This is a genomic window from Paenibacillus sp. G2S3, from assembly GCF_030123105.1.
GTDB lineage: Bacteria > Bacillota > Bacilli > Paenibacillales > Paenibacillaceae > Paenibacillus_AQ.
The window spans coordinates 4,837,496-4,858,359 of the sequence record NZ_CP126095.1; the positions used below are offsets into that span (position 1 = coordinate 4,837,496).

General features: G+C 42.5%; 13 protein-coding genes. All 13 read right to left on the reverse strand.

The features are described 5' to 3' along the window. Positions 1-154 precede the first annotated feature (154 nt). The 13 genes from metG to QNH28_RS21410 all read right to left on the reverse strand — a co-directional run bounded on the left by metG (position 155) and on the right by QNH28_RS21410 (position 20,736). Positions 155-2,167, reverse strand: a complete 2,013-nt coding sequence (gene metG / locus QNH28_RS21350) for a methionine--tRNA ligase (protein ID WP_283908441.1) — start codon at positions 2,165-2,167, stop codon at positions 155-157. Positions 2,168-2,517: 350 nt separating this feature from the next. Next, the gene (gene yidD, locus QNH28_RS21355) at positions 2,518-2,781 is read right to left on the reverse strand and encodes a membrane protein insertion efficiency factor YidD (RefSeq protein ID WP_283908442.1); all 264 of its coding nucleotides are present in this window, start codon (positions 2,779-2,781) and stop codon (positions 2,518-2,520) included. A 2-nt stretch (positions 2,782-2,783) separates the two neighbouring features. Further along, positions 2,784-3,245: a Fur family transcriptional regulator gene (locus tag QNH28_RS21360; RefSeq protein WP_283912223.1), complete on the reverse strand. Its 462-nt coding sequence runs from the start codon at positions 3,243-3,245 to the stop codon at positions 2,784-2,786. A gap of 222 nt (positions 3,246-3,467) precedes the next feature. Then, positions 3,468-5,714: a stalk domain-containing protein gene (locus tag QNH28_RS21365; RefSeq protein ID WP_283908443.1), complete on the reverse strand. Its 2,247-nt coding sequence runs from the start codon at positions 5,712-5,714 to the stop codon at positions 3,468-3,470. Positions 5,715-6,458: 744 nt separating this feature from the next. Continuing rightward, positions 6,459-7,250 carry a response regulator transcription factor gene (locus QNH28_RS21370; protein ID WP_283908444.1) on the reverse strand — a complete coding sequence of 264 codons (792 nt, stop codon included), beginning with the start codon at positions 7,248-7,250 and terminating at the stop codon, positions 6,459-6,461. Further along, positions 7,225-9,081 carry a cache domain-containing sensor histidine kinase gene (locus QNH28_RS21375; RefSeq protein WP_283908445.1) on the reverse strand — a complete coding sequence of 619 codons (1,857 nt, stop codon included), beginning with the start codon at positions 9,079-9,081 and terminating at the stop codon, positions 7,225-7,227. The genes QNH28_RS21370 and QNH28_RS21375 overlap by 26 nt, the downstream gene beginning before the upstream one ends. Before the next feature lie 28 nt (positions 9,082-9,109). Further along, a complete protein-coding gene (locus QNH28_RS21380) occupies positions 9,110-9,940 on the reverse strand; it encodes a carbohydrate ABC transporter permease (protein WP_283908446.1) in 831 nt (276 codons plus the stop codon). Next, entirely contained in the window at positions 9,940-10,824 is an 885-nt protein-coding gene (locus QNH28_RS21385; RefSeq protein WP_076120644.1) for a carbohydrate ABC transporter permease, read from the reverse strand. The genes QNH28_RS21380 and QNH28_RS21385 overlap by 1 nt, the downstream gene beginning before the upstream one ends. Before the next feature lie 127 nt (positions 10,825-10,951). Continuing rightward, entirely contained in the window at positions 10,952-12,361 is a 1,410-nt protein-coding gene (locus QNH28_RS21390; RefSeq protein WP_283908447.1) for an extracellular solute-binding protein, read from the reverse strand. A 424-nt stretch (positions 12,362-12,785) separates the two neighbouring features. Beyond that, on the reverse strand, positions 12,786-13,523 hold the full coding sequence (gene pflA, locus QNH28_RS21395) for a pyruvate formate-lyase-activating protein (RefSeq protein ID WP_283908448.1): 738 nt from the start codon (positions 13,521-13,523) through the stop codon (positions 12,786-12,788). A 215-nt stretch (positions 13,524-13,738) separates the two neighbouring features. Beyond that, positions 13,739-16,000, reverse strand: a complete 2,262-nt coding sequence (gene pflB, locus QNH28_RS21400; RefSeq protein WP_283908449.1) for a formate C-acetyltransferase — start codon at positions 15,998-16,000, stop codon at positions 13,739-13,741. Between the two features lie 252 nt (positions 16,001-16,252). Then, positions 16,253-18,874: a bifunctional acetaldehyde-CoA/alcohol dehydrogenase gene (gene adhE / locus QNH28_RS21405; protein ID WP_283908450.1), complete on the reverse strand. Its 2,622-nt coding sequence runs from the start codon at positions 18,872-18,874 to the stop codon at positions 16,253-16,255. 398 nt (positions 18,875-19,272) lie between these two features. Continuing rightward, positions 19,273-20,736: an ABC transporter substrate-binding protein gene (locus QNH28_RS21410; protein ID WP_283908451.1), complete on the reverse strand. Its 1,464-nt coding sequence runs from the start codon at positions 20,734-20,736 to the stop codon at positions 19,273-19,275. Positions 20,737-20,864: the final 128 nt, after the last annotated feature.

The window sequence follows — 20,864 nt, forward strand, 5'->3', positions numbered from 1 at the left end:
ATTACGATAAGTCAACAATAAATCCTGATTAGATGACTATGAACCTTATCCCTGCTTTTCCTTTGAAAAAAAGGAATGTTCCCACAGCCTATCCGGCTGAAGGAGCATTCCCTTTCTTATATAACAATTATATATAGATTCTACATAACAAATCTTACTTCACAATAGCTCCATTTGGCATGCTATCTGGAACTGTGGCGATGGTTAACTGATCACCTTTAGAAGCCGCTAAAATCATCCCTTGGGACAATTCTCCGCGCAGTTTCACTGGCTTCAGGTTCACAATACAAATCACTTTTTGTCCTACCAGCTCTTCCGGTGTGTAAAACTTCGCAATACCAGAAACGACTTGACGCTGCTCATAGCCTAGATCCAGCTGCAGCTTCAGCAGCTTGTCGGCTTTCTTTACAGGCTCTGCTGCAATGACCTGAGCTACTCGAAGCTCAGCCTTGGCGAAATCGTCGATGCCGATCTCTTCTTTATGCTCTTCCTCAGGCTCGGATACCACAGGAGCCGCAGGTGCTGCTTCGGTCGCTTCAGCAGCTGGTTTACCAGCGCCCATGGCTTCGGCGATATAAGCTACCTCTTGCTCCACATCCAGGCGTGGGAAGATTGGATTGCCTTTCACCAGCTTTGTTCCTGTTGGAATCAGACCAAAGGTCTTGCCGCTGTCCCAAGACGTTAATTCACCAACTTCGATGCCAAGCTGTTCCCAAATCTTCGCTGGGGTTTGCGTCAAGAACGGCTGCAGTAGAATGGAAGCGGTGCGAAGACCTTCCACAAGATGTCTCATCACGGAAGCGAGCTCAGCTGTTCTACTCTCATCCTTAGCAAGCATCCAAGGCTGTGTCTCATCAATATATTTATTGGTGCGGCTGATAAAGGTCCCGATCGCTGTTAGCGCTACGGAGAACTCCATTTTTTCCATCGCTTCTTCTACTTTGGCATAAGTGTTCTCTGCCGCAGCTTGAAGCTCACCATCAAATGCTGTTACATTTCCTTCATACGCTGGAAGCTCTCCATCGAAATACTTCTCCACCATCGCACCTGTCCGGTTTAACAGGTTACCAAGGTCATTAGCAAGATCATAGTTAACTCGATCTACAAAGCTTTCCGGTGTGAATGTACCATCCGAACCAAACGGTACTTCCCGTAGCAGGTAATAACGAAGTGCATCCAGGCCGTAACGATCAATCAGTGTAACTGGATCTACTACGTTCCCTTTGGATTTTGACATTTTGCCATCCTTCATGAGCAGCCAGCCATGCGCAAATACCTTTTTCGGAAGAGGCTCACCTAGCGCCATTAGAATGATTGGCCAGTAAATCGTATGGAAACGGACGATTTCTTTGCCGACAATATGTACATCTGCAGGCCAGAAATTATCGTACAGACTGCGATCCTCGGAGCCGTAACCCAAAGCCGTAATGTAATTTGTCAAAGCATCGATCCATACGTACACTACATGCTTTTCATCGCCTTTAACCTTAACACCCCAATCGAAAGTCGTACGGGAAACCGCAAGATCCTCCAGACCAGGCTTGATAAAGTTGTTGATCATTTCGTTCTTACGGGATTCCGGCAAAATAAACTCAGGATTCTCCTCATAAAATTGCAGCAATCGATCTGCATATTTACTCATCCGGAAGAAATAACTCGCTTCCTTCACCAGTTCAACCGGATGACCGCTATCAGGGCTTTTTGCGCCAATGATTACGCCATTGTCATCTCGAACGATATCAACCAATTGTGTTTCTGTATAGAAGGTTTCATCCGGAATACTGTACCAACCTTCGTATTCACCTTTATAGATGTCACCTTGCTTGAGCAGTCGATCAAAAATATCCTGAACTACCTTTTTATGACGCTCTTCCGTTGTGCGGATAAAGTCATCATTGGAGATGTCTAGCTTGCGCCATAATTCCTTAATGCCAACAACGATGTCATCTACGAACTGCTGAGGGGTTTTGCCAGCTTCCTCTGCCTTCCGTTCAATCTTTTGACCATGCTCGTCTGTACCTGTAAGATACCTTACATCATAGCCGCGTAGACGTTTGTAGCGGGCCATTGCATCTCCAGCTACGGTAGAATAGGCATGTCCGATATGCAGCTTATCACTCGGATAGTAGATAGGTGTAGTTAAGTAAAAAGTTTTCTTCTCGCTCATTGATTAATCATCCTTTCTTTCATAAAAAGACAAAAAACTCCCGCCCCTATAATGGGGCGAGAGTATAACTCACGCGATACCACCCAAATTTCCTGTCTCTTCACAGAGAACAGGCTTCGCCAGTTCCCTCTCGGGAACTGTCCATTAACGCTGGAACACGCCGTTATCTTACGTGAACCTCAATTGCAGTTCCCGCTCGAACACAGTTCCTCCCGGACCATATTCAATCTAACGCTCCATGCCGGCTTTCAGCTCGTTCCGGCTCTCTGTAATGGACGTACCGATTTACTCATCCGTTCCTCGGAATTCATACTATTATCTGTGAATATACCCAATGGCAAGGGCTCGTGTCAAGTCGCGCGAGCAGAATCCTTCTTCGTGGGGTGTTCCTCAAGAGGCGGAACCGGATCAAGTCCCCCTGGATGGAAGGGATGGCATCTAGCAATCCGCTTGGCAGCAAGCCATGAGCCTTTCATTGGACCATGGACTTCAATAGCTTCTAGTGCATAGGCAGAGCAGGTTGGATAGAAGCGACAAGTGGCAGGCTTAATCGGGGAAATGTACTTGCGGTATACCCGAATGGGAGCCTGAATCGTTCTACGAAGGGTAGCCATCCTTAGACCCCTTTTTTCTGATTAGCTGCTGCGACTAGTTCTTCTTCCCGGTTCTCTTCACATTCTTTGCAATAACCGAACACCTCAAATTTATGCTTGACTACCCGGAATTGATCAGGTGTATCCGTTAAATTCATCGGGCAGAAATTAATCGGGTAGGTTTTCTCGCATTGAAGGCAGATCATATGATGATGGTGATCCTGATGATTACAGCTTCCCTTGAACTTCACTCCGTCTTCAAAGACGATTTGTTCAAGTACACCAAGCTCTTCCATTACACGCAGATTGCGGTACACGGTATCAAAGCTAAGTCCGCTATACTTGCGGCCCATATGCTCATAGACATCCTTCGCTGACAAATAACCCTTATTCTCGCCGAATAACTTGGCAAGCGTTTTGCGTTGGTCGGTGATTCGCAGACCTTGCCCCGACATGACCTCTAATATTTGTTCTGTCGACAGCATACGCTCATCTCCCATAACATTCAGTTCATTTATAATTCACTCTCTTAATAATGCCCCAAAATAAATGCCCCGTCAATGAAACAACCAAGCGTTTGAGTGTTCATCAGAGTTAAATCATACATTTAAATACAAAAAGTCCAGCTGAGTATTCCTTTGCGGAATATTCAGCCGGACTTTTATTTCATGTGAATCCCAAATAACTTAAAGGATGGACCTATTTTGTTATTTCTTCGCTGGCAGTGGTGTAACCAGGAAATTCACCGGCAAGTTACTACCAGAAGCTGCTGTAAACAAAATCTCCACGGAGCCGCCATAATCGCCAGTACGATAAATCACACTGTTCATGTCAGCACTAGAGAGACTTCCCGAAGTCGGCATTTGTACGATTTGACCGTTAACCATAACAGGTCCCATGTAATTACCACCACGTGGATTAAACGTAATCAATGAATTAGGTGCAACACGATCAAATTTGATTTTGTATAACACGCCGAAATTACCTGCATTGGATGCTTCAGTACCATTCATTGGGTCTACGCCGATCAAATTCAAATCACTCGAATTGTCACCGAGAAGAAGTCTTGCAGGAGTTGTTCCTACTTCGTCGGTAACCGTGATGATACGTGTAGAATCAGCATAAGTTCCTCGGTTATGCACCCCATCACGATCCAATATTGGAAGTGTTGGAAGTGTAGTTAGAGGATCTTTATTCGCATCGATCATCATAACATTATATTCAATAGGATAATCGCTAAATAAATCCGCTTGTAGTGATACAATTTCGCCTGGCTTCATGGCAATTTTGTTTAGATCCGTAAGAATCGAGACACTTTCTCCTGGTTGTAGGACCGTTGTCTTATAATGCTCCCTAGTAATCATAGACTTCCAGTAACGTTCCACAGACATTTTACCAGTTCCTTCAGGGTAAGAGTTTGGACCGCCAAAGCCTACATACTCTGTTGTAATTGTCGTAGGGTACAGATTGTTATTCTTAGCAATCACATACACCTTCGTTTTAATATTCATATTATTCTTGTGGTGGACCAAGAAGCGAGTTCCGCCGAATGATGTTTCTTTATACGTGATCCCTTCCGTATTCACTGTTTCTGGACTGTTACTTCGGATAAGGTTATAAGGCTCAGAAGAAAGATTATAAGCTACCTTCTGCCAAGTTGGAACCATCGATCCGTCGATGTTAAATACGCTACCTGGAACACCGAATAATCTATAGAAATCTTCTTTACTGTACAAGATTTCATCTGAAATATTAATGGTCTTCTCAAAAGTGCTGGTTGCGCCATGTGAATCTTTGACTTGAATGGCTACTGTTGCTGGACCTGGCGTGAAGAACGCTTCTGCTTTGTTCGTCCAAGTCACTTCAATTGGATCACCGTCTGGGTCGCTACTCAGATCCGAATAAGTGATCATTTCACCCATCTTGTAGGAGTCCTTGTCAGTAGTAAAATTAGCAACTGGCGGTGTATTAGGTTTAAGTACATTGATGGTCACGGAGTAAGGATCGCTCCACTGTCCATTCGCATCCATAACGGAATAGGACACTACATAAACCCCTGGTGTATCATAGACATCCTGCTTATTTCCATCCCAACGTTCATCGACAATGGCCGTACCATTCGGTGAAGAGCTGGAAGTCACAAAATTCACAGGATCACCAGCATAAATTTCAGTTGGCACTGTAAAAGAAGCTTTAGGCTTCGTGTTCAATGTAAGTATCACTCGTTTTTGCACATTATCAACAGTGTAAGGAATGCCTAACGCTCCAGTGATGGACGTCAATGGAACCATGAAAGTACCTTTGAATTGGTAAGCTGGACCTTTCATCGTCACATTTTTACCGTTAACGGAATAAATCTTACTGTCCGTCTTAAAGCGCATTACGTCGGTTCCTTTGGTAACAATGGTTTCTTTCGTTTTATAATCGTAAATGTACTTCACACCTACGCGTTCTACCATAGCTCGGATCGATACGTATGAGACCCCATTCTTCACGGCCATTGGCTGATTAGCCAAATATTCAACGCCGTTTTGGTACATTTTGTTGCTGTTCATCATAAGTACAAGCTGATTACTAGCTGCAGCACGAACACCATCCGTTGGTATAGGCTGTGTAGTGGTTCCAGGTGTTGCAGTAGGAATTGGTGTAGCCGTTGGTACGGTTGTTGATGTAGGCTCGGTTGTTGTGGCAGGCTCAGTCGTCGGTTCAGTTGTTGCCCCAGGAATTGGAGTTGGAGTTGGTGTAGGTGATATTACTCCCCCTGGTACCTCAGTTGGCATTGGTGGCAATGGGTCAGTTGCTTCTGGCATTAGATTCGTCTCAGATGTAGCAGCTGCTCCTACTGCATTGGTATTACCGGAGGTATTATTGACAGCTTCGGCAAAAGCCGGCACTGCCGAGGCGGCCTGAGAAATGGCCAAAACAGCAACTAACGTTAATTTCTTTAAATCCATGATATAACTCCTCTGCTCCTATTTGTAAATATAAGTAGGTCTCTGTCTTTTTCATACTCCTCTTATATTCCCCGCAAAAACGCAACCGCCCTCATCAGAGCGGAAGAATTGCTTTTTGCCACGTTCGTTATAACAAAACATAGTATTAGACGCATTCTGCCGCAAAAAGTTTCATTTTAAAGTAAAGAAAGATTAACTCAGTATTAAAACAAGCAAAACAACCTTTCAGCCGCTACCCGAAAAATATGAGATTCCACAGCTTTACCATCACAAGTATCCCCGGTCAATATTGCGACTATAAATACCATTCAATTGGATCTACTCCAAAGACGATCCAAGCTGTCTCCATTGAGAATAGATACTTAAAGTTGCAGTATAGGGATCATATTATATTTATATAAAAAAAAGACATAATTATCCTTAATAACTAAGGATAATCATCTCTATGTTTTAAATCATTAATCTTATGTACCTTTTTCACAGCCTCAGGCTGGTCGATAGTCCACGCATCCCCAAGGGAGTCCCCACATCCGCAGGAGTGGGACGACCCCATTCCCACAACGAAGTGTGATTAGGGAGAAGGAACGGAGAGGAAGTTCGGAACTGTAGGAGCGGAGCGTTCGCCTAAAAGCTTTCCTTGGAAAGCTACCTCGGAAGCATATGCTATTCTCGGATTTCAACCGCGAGCAGCGGTTTCCAATCAAGAAATCCGAGGATAACAGCGACCGGAAGTCCAAACATTCCTCACAGTGACGCCGACCTCACCGCGTTTCGATCACGATACTCCTTAGGAGACATCCCCGTCTGCTTCTGAAATACCTTCGTGAAATAACGTCGTTCCTGATAACCGACTCCGGAACCAATCACCGTAATGCTCTTATCGCTGTTTGTAAGCATAAACTTGGCAGCTTCAATTCGCTGTTGCGTTACGTATTCCACGAAAGTCAAAGCAAAGCGGTTTTTAAACAAGAGGCAGAAGTAACTGCCGCTAATCCCGATCTTATTCGCCACTTCCTCAATCCCGATATCTGAATGAAGATTTTCAGTGATGTATTGAGCGGCCAAGTTCATTAGCTGATCCGGTGTTTTTTTACCATTGTCCGCTTCAGGAATCTCCTGAAATAAAGGGATGCTATTATACAGTTTATTCTTAAACTGTTTACTACGGATATTAGCTCCGATCTCACGCACCTTATTGCCAAGTTCCTCATAATGTATCGGCTTACAAATGTATTCCTTTACCCCAAGACGGATCGCTTCCCGGGCATAATCAAACTCCTGATACCCGGTAAGAAGCAGTACCTCACTATCCAATCCTAATTCCCGCAGCTTTCCTACAAACGTTAATCCGTCCATCACTGGCATACGAATGTCGCTTAACACAAGATCGGGTTGCTCCTCTTCAGCAATACGCAAGGCGTCCATACCGCTTCGCGCCATACCGACGACCTCCATCCCCATCTCCTGCCATGGCAACACTCTTTTTAGATTGTTCAGAATTGGGGCTTCGTCATCTACCAATAATACTTTTAGCATAATGATCTTCCCCCTGCTCGTATTTAGGTATGACACATTGAATGATAGTACCATATCCTGGACTGGAACAAATAAATATTCCATACCTGTCACCGTATTCAATGCGGATGCGATCCGCTACACTGCGAATACCAAGACCTCGACGTTCAAGATTCATCCGGTTTTCCCGTTCAACTTCAACCTCTTGCTCCACAGGATCATTCACAATATATTGGAAAATGGACAACTGAGATGGTGTAATCCCAATACCGTTATCTTCAATCCGTAAAATTAAGTCCCCTTGCTTCTCCCAAACCTTCACAGAAACTTGACCTTTGTAATCAATTCCCTCAAATCCATGCTGAATGCTATTCTCTACAAGCGGTTGCAAAGTAAGCTTTAGAATGCCGCAACTCATCAATTCTTGTGGGATATCAATATCGTATTCAAATAAATCCTCAAATCTAAATTTTTGAATATCTAAATAATTACGCAGATGTTTAACCTCTTCATCCAGTGTAATTTCTTCCCGATCCTGAATGCTGATACGTAAAATACTGGCCAGTCTGTAGACCATCTCACTAACTTTCTTGCCTTCATTCTGTATAGCCAGAACATTAATCGACTCTAACGTATTAAATAAAAAATGCGGTTTGATCTGCGCCTGTAAAACACGCATCTCGGCTTGATTCTTGCGACGCTGCTCCACATGGATTCTATTAAACAATCGATTAATTTTATCCATAAGATCATTAAAGCCCTTACCAAGAAGCGTTAACTCGTCATTCCCCTTCACTTCTACCCGCGTAGTCAAATCTCCATCCTCAACACGTCGCATAAAACGAACAATAACGGCAATTGCGCCAGTAATTCGATTCATGAAGAATAGATTGAAGATCACCGCTGCCAAAAAGCAAAGGAAGATAACCCCAACAAACCAGCGTGCAAATACTGTAACTTCACGAGACAAAGTGTTCCAGGAAGTTACAGACACTAAACTCCAAGGATAATCTTTCAAATGATACATAGAGAGAATACTCTTCTCCCCGTTGTACTCCGTTTTAAAACTCTGAAACCCTTTTTTAAAGGTAATCTCTTTATTCGCGAATGAATCAATATCCTGTCCATCCAGTTTTTGATCTGGGTCGAATAGAATCATTCCGTCATCATTTACAAGCATAAACGAAACGTCCTGATTGCTATCCCCAATTTTTAAATTGCGAAATATCGATTCGAGCTCCCAATTTTTGATCTGCACAACGAGGATACCTATGTTCTGAAAGAAGCTCAGTTCCTTCACGAGTCGAATTTGTGTAAACACAGGTTCAGTTCCTGTAAGCTCGGGATACTCATGAGGAGCCAGCCATTTCGGCACGCCATTCAAATCCATTACTTCCTGGTACAAATCACTTTTTTTGAAAGTATCATAGGGTAGCGTTCGGAAATTTTCCTTATTAAAAAGCGACACGATTTCAGAGTTACCTCTACCATTAAAATTGTACAAAAAAGCATAGCTAATCGATGGATGGTTAAACAACAGACTACGGAAATTGCGCTGGCTTGCATTCAAATTGAGTTGCTCAGCATCAGTCAAATCTTGATTAGAAGGATCTTCTGCGCTAAGGGCCATATGAAACACCGAGGTAGCAATTCCGTTGTCTGTAACGTTATCCATATCTTTTAACACATTTGAAATACTGTAACTAATTGCTTTGAGTGAGTATTCCGACTGTTGGCTGTACTTCTTCTCAATAGAGTTATAAGTCACGAAAAACATAAGCATGCCTAGAATAAATAAGGGAATGATTATCAGGCCCAAAAATGCCGTAAATAATTTATAGCGCAAATTCATCGGCTAGTGCTCCTGACTGAGAAAAAAGTTATCCTTTTACGCCACCCGCTGTTACGCCTTCAATAATTTTCTCCTGTAAAATCGCATAAATAACAATTACTGGAAGTACGCTGAAGACGATACCCGCCGACATTTGTGCGTAGTTCATCTGGTATTGATCACGGAATTGAACCATACCAACTGGAAGTGTACGCAGTTCGTCATTCGATAGGAAGTAGTTTGCCAGCAAGAATTCGTTCCAATTGCCCAGGAAATTAACAATGAATACAGTAACCATGGCAGGTACGGTTAGAGGTACAATAATTTTAGCAAAGATACCCGGTGCCTTCAACCCATCCATAACCGCCGCCTCTTCAATTTCTCTAGGCAACGACCGCATAAATGCAGCCAATATTATAATCGTAAATGGAATTGCATTCGCGATATAAGGGATAATCAACGCCCAGTGCGTGTTCAGAATCCCCATCTTACGTACAATCGTATAAATAGGAAGCATCAATGCGTTATTTGGAATGAGCATTCCCACCATAACTAACGAGAATAAAATCGTATTCCATTTGCCTTGGCGCATCCGTGTAACTGCAAAAGCAAACATAGACGCTAGAATGATAGACACTACAGAAGCTAATATGGAGATGTACAAACTGTTAAAAAAGTAGGTGCTGATCTTGGCGTTCACCCAAGCTTCAACGTAGTTATTGAAGACAAACTCCTTTGGAATCCCAAAAGGATTAAGCGCTATTGCATTGTTATCCTTTTTCACAGATGAGAATAACACGAACAGGAAAGGAAATAGAATAACTAGTAGATAAGACAAAAGTGCGACATGTGGCAGACTCTTTTTGAGGGCGCGTGGCATCAGTATTCAATCCTTTCTGTGCGTCGGGCTATCAGCAGCTGATAAAGGGCTGTAACCACCAGTGTAAATACAAAGATCAGGACTGCGATGGCATTACCGTACCCGTATTTAAAGTTAGTAATTGCATATTTAATCATGTAGGTTGCCATTACATCGGTTGAACCAGCAGGTCCACCCTTAGTCATTACAATGACGATATCCGCTGCTTTCATTGCCCCTGCAATGGATAACATGATTACTACAGAGATGATTGGAACGATTAGGGGAAGCGTGATGCGAGTAGCACGTTGGAATCCAGTTGCGCCATCAATGGCAGCAGCTTCGTCCAATTCACCTGGTATCGACAGAATAGCTGCAAGTACCATTACAATATAAAATCCGGTCCATTGCCAAGCATTCGTGATCAGGATGGACAACATTGCGAATCTTTCATCTGACAGCCAGTAAAGTGGATCAATACCAACTAAGCCAAGAACCTTATTTAAAAGTCCAATGTTGGGCTCATAAATGAAGCCCCATAGAATCCCGATAACTGCTGTAGACATAATGGAAGGCATGAAGACTGCTGTCTTGTATAAGCCTTTTAGCTTCTTTACATTTGATATTAATAGCGAGAAGAATATAATTAACGGCACCTGTACAAAACAGGAGAAAAGAATGAACCAACCGTTATTTTTGACGGATATCCAGAATCGTTCATCTCCTAATGCCTTCTCAAAATTACTGATTCCGGCAGACTTGACTGTATCAGATACACCATTCCAGCTAGTAAAGCTGTAATAGATTGAACTGAAGATGGGATAGATGAAGAACATCGTGAACAGGATCAGTGCGGGAAGAATAAAAAGGAAAAATACCAATGGATTTCTTAGTGCTTTATTCATGACTACCTCCGGTTGCTTTGACATCTGGCGAACATTGAATGCTTTAGATTTGTGCAAACACATAAATTCCTTGAGTTTAAAAATGTACCCTGGTTCTAGCACCAGGGTACATTCAGTTTGCAGCTACTTATTCAACTGCTGCGTTTGCTTCTTCTTGTACCTTCTGTAATGCTTCGCCCATCTTCTCTGGAGTCGTCTGACCACCAATCAGCTTTTGAATTTGAATGTTACTGATTTCTGTTGTTACATCAGCTTGAACAAGAGAGTCAAAGGCTGGGAACGAAGATTGTGAGTTGTTAAGTACGCCTACGATTTCGCTCATCAGATCATCAGTAATATTTTCATTCAGAACGTTTTGGTCAATTTTCATTGCTGGCAATACGCCATCTTCAACAAGTCCACGTAATTGCATTTCTTCATTAAACAAGTTTTTGATAAATGACTTCACAGCAGCCAGTTGACGTGGATCTTTCTCAGCAGAAGCAGAGAAGCCATAGCCATTGTTCACGTCACGCATCAATGCAGTTTGGTCGCCCACGCCACCATCAACTGGAGGAATATTGAAGAATCCAACTTTACCGATCAAACCTTCGCCAGATTGTCCAGTTTTAAATACGGAGGATTTCCAAGTACCATCATATAACAGGATTGCTTCACCACTAGTGAATTGTGTTGTATATTCAGCATACTCAAAACCAAGTTCGCCTTTTTTGAAGTATCCTTTGTCAACCCATTCTTTGTACTTCGCAAAGCCTTTTACAACGTTTGGATCAGTCCATTTAGCTTCGCCTGTTGCAAATTTAGCAGTTACATCTGGACCTGCATAACGTGACCACAAGTGGTTAGCTAGCATAAGTGGTACCCAACCAGCCTTAGATGCACCAGCCAAAGGTACTTTTCCGTCAGCCTTGATGTCTGCCAATTGTTGTTCCAATTCAGCAAATGTTGTCGGAGCTTTCCAACCCTTGCTACCGTAGTATTCTTTGTTGTAGAAGAATCCTTCACCAGATCCACCGATCGGCAATCCGTAAATTTTTCCTTCATAAGTAAAAGGATCAAGATTCGAGAATTTATCCTTAATTCCAAGCTCCTCAAGAATTGGAGTCAGGTCAAGTAATTTACCTTCTTTAGCATAGATCTTAGAGTCAGGGCTACCGAACAGATCGAAGATCTCCGGTGGATTACCTGCAGCCATTTCACCACGCAATTTTTCTTTACGGTTTACATCAGAATCTACTCCATCAAGCTTAAAGGTCAGACCCGGTACATCGCCTTCTACCTTTTTCACTACTTCTTGCAGAATAGCCAGACGTTTCTGTTTGTCTGCACCGATTTGAGTGTGACGAATCGTCATTTCGAACGGCTCGCTACTTACCGGTTCTTCTGTTGCTGGAGCATTTGTAGCATCCGCTGAATTCGTCGCGGTAGCGTTTCCATCTCCTTTGTTAGAAGACGCATTATTGTTGCTTCCGCAACCTGCCAGTAAAGCTGATGATACAAAAATCAGGGACAATAGCAAAGTCATACCTTTTTTCATTTCTTGTGACCCCCCATATAATGTTGTGCTTTACATTTCTTATTATAGAAAACAGACTCCATTCTCGTAAGGTTAAGATTCATCTACTATAGGGATAAAAATCTCTAATGAAAGCGGAATCAACTACACAACATGTAATGTAATATAACTTAGTTTTAGTAATTATTACGATTAATCGCTATATTACGTGATCTAACCATACATACACTTAGGAAATAATAATACAAATTTAAAATAATGATATAATATCTATCACAACGTATTTTCGACTCGTTAATTAACAGCTGTAAATATATCATGTTTTTAAAAGAGAAAATACAAAATTACCCCTTTTAAAGGCATCCGACATCCCTCATAACAAAAAAAAGCCGTTCCTTCAGCAGTAATTCACTGAAGGAACGGCCCCACTTAATGTAGGTAACAATTATACCAGCGCTGTCTGCTTACGACCTTCTTCGACCAAGCGGTAAGCCCGCTGAACTTCTTCATCCGTAGGGGATGGCACTCCATCTAATTCATAAGCCTTGCCGAGCATTTCCCATTTATAGATACCCATTTGATGATAAGGTAAGATTTCAAATTTCTCAACGCCATTTAAGGTTCCAATATAACGACCTAAATTGATAAGGTCCTCTTCACGGTCATGAATGCCTGGAACATATACATGCCTAATCCACATCTTACGGTTATGATCCGACAGCCAGCGTGCAAGCTTCAAGGTCCGATCATTAGATTTTCCAGTTAACTTAATGTGTGCATCTTCATCAATATGTTTCAAATCAAGCATCACTAAGTCTGTAACATCTAATAAGTCATTAATCTTGTCACCCTCATTATAACCATTACTATCTAATGTGGTGTGCAAATTCCAACGCTTCTTAACTTCCGTAAATAACTGCTTTACAAATTGTGCCTGCAAAGTTGGTTCTCCGCCGGATACAGTTAACCCACCACCGGATGAACGATAGTAGTTTAAATAAGGCTCGATCTCTGAGAGCACTTCTTCTAGAGTCATTTCTTTACCTTCATCTAAAGCCCAAGTATCAGGGTTATGGCAATACTGGCATTTCAACAAGCAACCTTGCATAAATAAGACAAATCGAATACCAGGTCCATCAACGGTTCCAAAGGTTTCCAAGGAGTGTATACGACCTTTAATCATAGGATGTCACCCTTTCGCCACGTCAGATTAACAGCTCTTTCACGAAGAAGCTCCCTGCCCTTGAGACTGTCACTTCCCTTGATCGCGGCTGTGATATTTAAAATTTTAACGATTCTCAAACAAGATATTACCGCCCTTGTTTCAAGGGCGGTAACTTCCTTGCAATTATTTCAATGTAGTACTTCATTCAAAGATCTTCAATGAATAGGAACGAATTACATCGAACCATGGAACGTACGGTTAATTACATCCATTTGTTGTTCGCGAGTCAACTTGATGAAGTTAACTGCATAACCGGATACGCGGATAGTCAATTGTGGATAATTCTCTGGGTGATCCATAGCGTCCATCAGCTGTTCACGATTAAATACGTTAACGTTCAAATGCTGAGCGTTGTTATGGAAGTATCCGTCCATCATGTGTACCAGGTTAGACTTACAGGATTCTTCGTCTTTACCTAGTGCCTTAGGTACGATGGAGAACGTGTTGGAGATACCATCTTGTGCATCGGAGTAAGGCAGTTTGGCTACAGAGTTCAGCGAAGCCAGAGCACCTTTCTTATCACGTCCGTGCATTGGGTTAGCACCTGGTGCAAAAGGTTCGCCTTTCTTACGTCCGTCAGGTGTAGTACCTGTTTTCTTACCGTATACTACATTCGAAGTAATGGTCAATACCGATTGAGTCGGTACAGCATCACGATAAGTTTTGTTTTTACGGATCATTGTCATGAAGGTTTCAACCAATTCTACTGCGATGCTGTCTACAGCATCGTCATTGTTACCGTAGCATGGGAATTCGCCTTCGGTTTCGAAGTCAATTGCAATACCTTGTTCGTTACGAATTGGTTTAACTTTCGCGTATTTAATAGCACTCAGGGAGTCAGCTGCAACGGACAGACCAGCGATACCGCAAGCCATAGTACGCAGAATATCACGGTCATGCAGTGCCATTTCAATACGTTCGTAAGAATATTTGTCATGCATATAGTGGATGATGTTCAAAGTGTTAACGTAAGTCTTAGCCAACCACTCCATCATCGGTTTGAAGCGTTTCATTACTTCGTCATAATCCAGATATTCAGAAGTGATCGCTGGGAATTCCGGTCCAACTTGTGCTCCGGATTTCTCGTCTTTACCGCCATTAATAGCATACAGCAAAGCTTTTGCCAGGTTAGCACGAGCACCGAAGAACTGCATTTGTTTACCGATGCGCATTGGAGATACACAGCATGCAATCGCATAATCATCACCCCAGTATGGACGCATTAAATCATCATTCTCATACTGAATTGCACTAGTTTCAATGGAAACCTTAGCACAATATTTTTTGAAGCCTTCAGGCAATCTTTCGGACCACAGAACAGTTAAGTTTGGTTCCGGAGCTGGACCCAAGTTGTACAGGGTGTTCAGGAAACGGAAACTGTTCTTGGTAACTCGAGTGGTTCCGTCTTCAGCCATACCACCAATGGATTCAGTTACCCAAGTAGGGTCACCGGAGAATAGATCGTTATAGTCAGGTGTACGCAAGAATTTCACGATACGCAGTTTCATTACGAAATGGTCGACAATTTCTTGTACTTGTTCTTCAGTCAAAGTACCTTCTTCAATATCTCGTTCTGCATAAATGTCTAGGAAGGAGGATACACGTCCCAGGGACATCGCCGCACCATTCTGCTCTTTAACCGCTGCCAGATATCCAAAGTATACCCATTGCGTAGCTTCCTTGAAGTTCGTCGCTGGTTTGGAAATATCCATACCGTGAGCAGCCGCCATTTCCTTCAATTCGCCAAGTGCACGAATTTGCTCGGACAGCTCTTCACGCAAACGAATTACTTCTTCAGTCATGGAATCCACTTCAAGCTCAGTTAGTTGTTGTTTTTTGTCTTTAATCAAGAAATCAATACCGTACAGAGCAATGCGGCGGTAGTCGCCGATAATGCGTCCGCGGCCGTAAGCATCAGGAAGACCTGTGATAACGCCGGATTTACGCACTGCTCTCATGTCTGGTGTATATGCATCAAATACGCCTTGGTTATGCGTTTTGCGAATGTTCGTGAACATATCAACGATGTTTTGTGGAAGCTCGAAGCCATAAGCCTTCGTAGCATCGACCATCATCTTGATTCCGCCGAATGGCTGGATAGAACGTCTGAAAGGAGCGTCAGTCTGCACGCCTACAATTTGTTCCTTGTCCTTGTCAATGTAGCCTGGAGCATGTGAAGTGATTGTGGAGACAGTATCTAGGGAAACATCCCATACGCCGCCTCTTTCTCTTTCTTCCTTGCTCAGTTGGGAAATAATCTTCCACAGTTCAGTTGTGTTACTAGTAGGTCCTACGAGGAACTGCTCATTACCTTCATAAGGCTTAATGTTACTAGCGATAAAGTTGTTAACGTCAACTTTCTTAGACCATTTACCTTTTACAAAATTACGCCATCCCGACTTAACCTCTTGTACATCTTTTTCAATCACCGACATGCTAAATCCCTCCATCTATATTTATTATATTTGTAGAGATCGCGGGCTTGAAGGTTGATCCCGTGTCTCGTGATCCCCAAAAGATGTGGTTGTTCCAAATTTCACAATCAACATTTCATATGTGGGACCGTTGTTTATATAAACATTCTAGTTTATTTTCTATAAAAACACTGTGACAAATATCACCTTTCGAGTGATATTTGTCACCTTTATCTAAGTCCACAACTATCCTATTCTCTATTTAACCATTTGTTAATTATCAAATCTTCCGTAGAATGCATTACGGTATACATCAGCAAGCTCAGATACCAGTGGCAGCTTAGGATTGGCAGTTGTACACTGATCTTCAAACGCACGGTCAGCCAAGTAATCTACACGCGATTCGAAGTCCTTAGCATCAAAGCCCAGTTGTTGGAACGATTCTTCGATACCCAATTTTTTATTCATATCGCGAATCGCATTGATCAGGCTAGTTACACCTTCTTCAGTTGTGCGAGCTGGCAATCCCAGAATACGGGCAATTTCAGCGTAACGCTCATCAGCTACGAAGTGCGAATATTTAGGGAATGAAGCGAACTTCGTAGGTTTTTTAGCATTATAGCGGATAACGTGTGGCATAAGGATCGCGTTAGTACGACCATGAGCGGTGTGGTATTGTCCGCCCCATTTATGCGCCAAACTGTGGTTAATACCCAAGAACGCATTCGCGAAAGCCATACCAGCCAATGTCGATGCATTGTGCATTTTCTCACGGGCAAGCTTGTCACCTTGAAGTGCGGATCTTTCTAGATATTGGAACACCAGTTGAATCGCTTTGATAGCCAGACCATCTGTGTAGTCACTCGCCATAACAGATACATAAGCTTCGATAGCATGTGTCAATACGTCCATCCCTGTATCAGCAACCGCCGTTTTTGGCAAGCTGTAGACGAACTCAGGATCGATGATGGCTACGTCTGGAGTTAATTCGTAGTCAGCCAAAGGATATTTAGTGTGCTGTTCCGTTGTTTTATCGGTAATAACTGCGAAAGATGTTACTTCCGAACCAGTACCCGAAGTAGTTGGAATTGCAACGAATTTCGCTTTATTTCCCAGTTTAGGGAATTTATAAACCCGTTTACGGATATCCATGAATTTTTGCTTCAGACCGTTAAAGTCAGCATCTGGATGTTCATAGAATAACCACATTCCTTTTGCAGCATCCATTGGGGAACCGCCGCCAAGTGCGATGATGCAGTCCGGTTGGAATCTGTTCATCATTGCAGTACCTTTTTCAACTGTAGTTGTCGATGGATCTGGTTCAACTTCTGAGAACACTTCGATAGCTACAGGAGTTTGGCGTTGACGCAGGTAATGTTCAACTCTTTCAACATATCCAAGCTTAACCATCATTGGGTCAGTGATAATTGCAACACGTGTAATATCAGGCATTTTGGTCAGGTACTGAGTAGCGCCTTTTTCGAAATAAATCTTGTCAGGTACTTTAAACCATTGCATATTCACGGTACGACGATTCACCCTTTTCACGTTGATCAAATTGATTGCTGTAACGTTTTGCGATACGGAGTTGCGACCATAAGATCCACAGCCCAGTGTCAGTGAAGGGATATTAGTGTTATAGATATCGCCGATAGCGCCATGTGTCGAAGGCGAATTGACGAGAATACGTCCTGTTTGCAGACGGTTAGAGAACTTCATGATCACTTCTTCGTTGTTGGAGTGGATAGCCGAGCTATGACCCATACCGCCAAATTCAACGATTTCAGCTGCGCGTTCGATACCTTGATCAGCATTCTTAACTTTATAGCAAGCAAGAACCGGACTCAATTTTTCCGCAGATAATGGGTATTTAGTGCCTACGCCTTCGAGTTCTGCTACCAGAATCTTTGTGCCAGCAGGAACTTGAATGCCACACATTTCAGCAATCTTCACTGCCGATTGGCCAACGATTGCTGGGTTAACCGCACATTTATCAACGTTCATTGCACCGCTAGTCAGCTTACCAGCTTCTTCTTTATTAACAAAGTAGCAGCCATTAGCAATCATTTTCTTCTTCACTTGGTCGAAGATTGGTTCTTCAATAATAATCGCTTGCTCGGAAGCACAGATCATACCATTATCGAATGTTTTAGAAAGAATGATGTCCGTTACCGCTTGATCGATATCAGCACTCTTTTCAATGAAGGCTGGTACGTTACCAGGGCCTACACCAAGAGCAGGTTTACCACAGCTATAAGCTGCTTTTACCATTGCAGATCCGCCAGTTGCCAGGATAAGAGCAACGTCTGGGTTGTTCATCAAAGCGTTTGTCTTGTCCATTGTTGGCATTTCAATCCATTGGATACAGTTCTCAGGTGCGCCAGCTTTCACGGCTGCATCATGAAGAATTTTAGCTGCTGCAGCACTACACTCTTGCGCAGATGGGTGGAAACCGAATATAATAGGGTTCCGTGTCTTAATCGAAATCAACGCTTTAAACATCGTGGTGGATGTTGGGTTGGTTACTGGAGTGATGCCCATAACGATTCCGACGGGTTCAGCAATTTTTTGAAAGTTCTCATATGGATTATCTTCAATAACGCCTACTGTTTTATCATATTTAATTCCGTGCCAGATATATTCTGTCGAGAAGATGTTCTTCGTAATTTTGTCTTCGTATACGCCGCGTCCTGTTTCTTCGACGGCCAATTTTGCGAGGTACATATGTTTGTCGAGTCCAGCCAACGCCATTGCATGAACGATTGTGTTAACTTGCTCTTGGTCTAGCGCCATGAACGCCTCATGCGCTTTTTTCGCTTTATCCACTAAATTCTGTATATACTCTTCAGCGGTAACTTGTTTAACTTGGGCGGCGACTTCATTCTTAACTGCCATCTCCCTCGTCCTCCTGTCAATTTTTAGTTGTTTTTCTCTACACATTTATCTTATCACATGATTTCTACCTTGTATAGTGAAATCTTTCACAAAGTATAAAGTTTTTTTGATTTGTTTTCAAAGCGCTTTCATTCGATCATATTATAGTCTTTTTACCATATTATGTGCTATAAAACCCTTAAAATCTTAGAATTATACTTTGATAAGCAAAATATTAAGCCCATTTTGTCCCATACTTCTAAATACACCCTCAAAAAAACATCCCCTACAGCAAAAAAAATTCGATTCTTCTACGCCATAATAATTTCCAGTTTATTATCACTATTTCTAATCATTTATAAATTTATAAATCATCACAACAAAAAAATCGACCCAAAGGGACCGATTTTTTCACTTGCCTATTCCGCTTTAATCGTATCAAAGAATTTCTCTTGAACTGTTTTAGCTGCTGCTTCAAGCTGGCTCTTAGAATCCGTTCCTTTTTTGGAGAACAGCTCTTGAATGACATTAGACATGGTTGCGTAGTAGTCCTGTGTATTGTATTGAGCTTCAGGCTTACCATCCAAAAGTCCCATAATATCAGGGCTGTATTGGTATACGTTTGTATACTTGTCATAAACAGCTTTAGTCTTCTTACCGAACTCAGAATCTGCTGAGTAGTAATCTAAGAGCGGCGGGATAAAGTATTTGCCATCAGCTGTACGTTGTTGAAGAACTGCATCCAATGCTTCCAAACCTTTATCAGAGAAGTAATCAAATGTGATATAACGGAATGCCATTTCTTGCTCGTCAGGTGTTGCATTAGGATTAATTACGAGGTAATCGCCACCAAGTACCCCAGTATGCTTGCCGCCTTTTTCCATAGCAGGCATTGGATATGTGAGCACATCCTCAGGTTTCAGTCCACCTTGATTCAGCGCTTGCTCGATTACGCCATCGGATCCAGCCATTACCATTGCTGTACGACTTTGTTGGAATGCGCCTACAGCATCGCCCCAGCCCAGAGCCCAGTCCTGAGGAATCGCGTTAGCTTCCCATCTAAGTTTCTTGTAGAAATCCAGCGCTTTAATACCAGCATCGGAATTAAATGTAGCTACAACTTTACCGCCTTCAACCTTTTGGATTTCGCCGCCAGCTTCGAACAGGAAGTTGGTCCAGTTCCAGCCTGCTTCGTTACCCTTACCCATTGGAGCAATACCGGAAATACCTTTTTTAACATCAGCTACGCCTTTAGCCGTATTCAGCATATCATCCCAAGTCCAATCCATTGGTGGGACCGCAACGCCTTTTTCATCCAGCATTTTTTTGTTGATCATCGTAGTTGTTACATAACCTTTTTGAGTTACGCCGAAAACTTTACCATCAATGATAAATTGATTTTGCAGTACTGGGTTAATTTGATCCTTAAATTCATATTTATTCCAAAGATCCGTAATGTCCGCAACCCAGCCCTTTTCCACCAGGAATTTAGCTTCTGTAGCGTAGGTGTTAAAGAAGGTTGGTGCTTCATTCGCAGCCATTTTGATTCCGATTTCACTTACATTGTATTGCCAGTCGTCTTTAACGATTTCAACGTTTGGATATTCAGCTTGAAAACGCTTAATCTTGTCATCTTCTTGTGCTCTCACTTCAGTCAAGTCAGGTGTTGGGTAGTGAATCTTGATCGTCACTTTTCTTTGAGTAATGTCATCCACCGGCGCATCCGTAGCGGTTGCTGTATTATCCGTTACCGCATTTGTTGGCGCAGTGGATGCTTCCCCGCCTTTGTTTCCCGCTGTGTTTCCGTTATTGTTGCCGCTGCAAGCAGATAGCAATGATCCGGCTACAAGTACGCTTAGTAGAACGCTAGAGTACTTACGCATTGAAACTCCCCTTTTCAATTCATAATTATCTTACATATTGATCATAAATTAGAAACCGTTTACAAACGAGGTGCATTTATATTCCTTTCATGTGCATGTTTACGATCCATGGTTAAATTCGTCGATAA

Excerpts from the sequence above, each read along its gene's own strand:
- metG (WP_283908441.1), bottom strand. The coding sequence starts at position 2,167 with ATGAGCGAGAAGAAAACTTTTTACTTAACTACACCTATCTACTATCCG.
- yidD (WP_283908442.1), bottom strand. The coding sequence starts at position 2,781 with ATGGCTACCCTTCGTAGAACGATTCAGGCTCCCATTCGGGTATACCGC.
- QNH28_RS21360 (WP_283912223.1), bottom strand. The coding sequence starts at position 3,245 with ATGCTGTCGACAGAACAAATATTAGAGGTCATGTCGGGGCAAGGTCTG.
- QNH28_RS21365 (WP_283908443.1), bottom strand. The coding sequence starts at position 5,714 with ATGGATTTAAAGAAATTAACGTTAGTTGCTGTTTTGGCCATTTCTCAG.
- QNH28_RS21370 (WP_283908444.1), bottom strand. The coding sequence starts at position 7,250 with ATGCTAAAAGTATTATTGGTAGATGACGAAGCCCCAATTCTGAACAAT.
- QNH28_RS21375 (WP_283908445.1), bottom strand. The coding sequence starts at position 9,081 with ATGAATTTGCGCTATAAATTATTTACGGCATTTTTGGGCCTGATAATC.
- QNH28_RS21380 (WP_283908446.1), bottom strand. The coding sequence starts at position 9,940 with ATGCCACGCGCCCTCAAAAAGAGTCTGCCACATGTCGCACTTTTGTCT.
- QNH28_RS21385 (WP_076120644.1), bottom strand. The coding sequence starts at position 10,824 with ATGAATAAAGCACTAAGAAATCCATTGGTATTTTTCCTTTTTATTCTT.
- QNH28_RS21390 (WP_283908447.1), bottom strand. The coding sequence starts at position 12,361 with ATGAAAAAAGGTATGACTTTGCTATTGTCCCTGATTTTTGTATCATCA.
- pflA (WP_283908448.1), bottom strand. The coding sequence starts at position 13,523 with ATGATTAAAGGTCGTATACACTCCTTGGAAACCTTTGGAACCGTTGAT.
- pflB (WP_283908449.1), bottom strand. The coding sequence starts at position 16,000 with ATGTCGGTGATTGAAAAAGATGTACAAGAGGTTAAGTCGGGATGGCGT.
- adhE (WP_283908450.1), bottom strand. The coding sequence starts at position 18,874 with ATGGCAGTTAAGAATGAAGTCGCCGCCCAAGTTAAACAAGTTACCGCT.
- QNH28_RS21410 (WP_283908451.1), bottom strand. The coding sequence starts at position 20,736 with ATGCGTAAGTACTCTAGCGTTCTACTAAGCGTACTTGTAGCCGGATCA.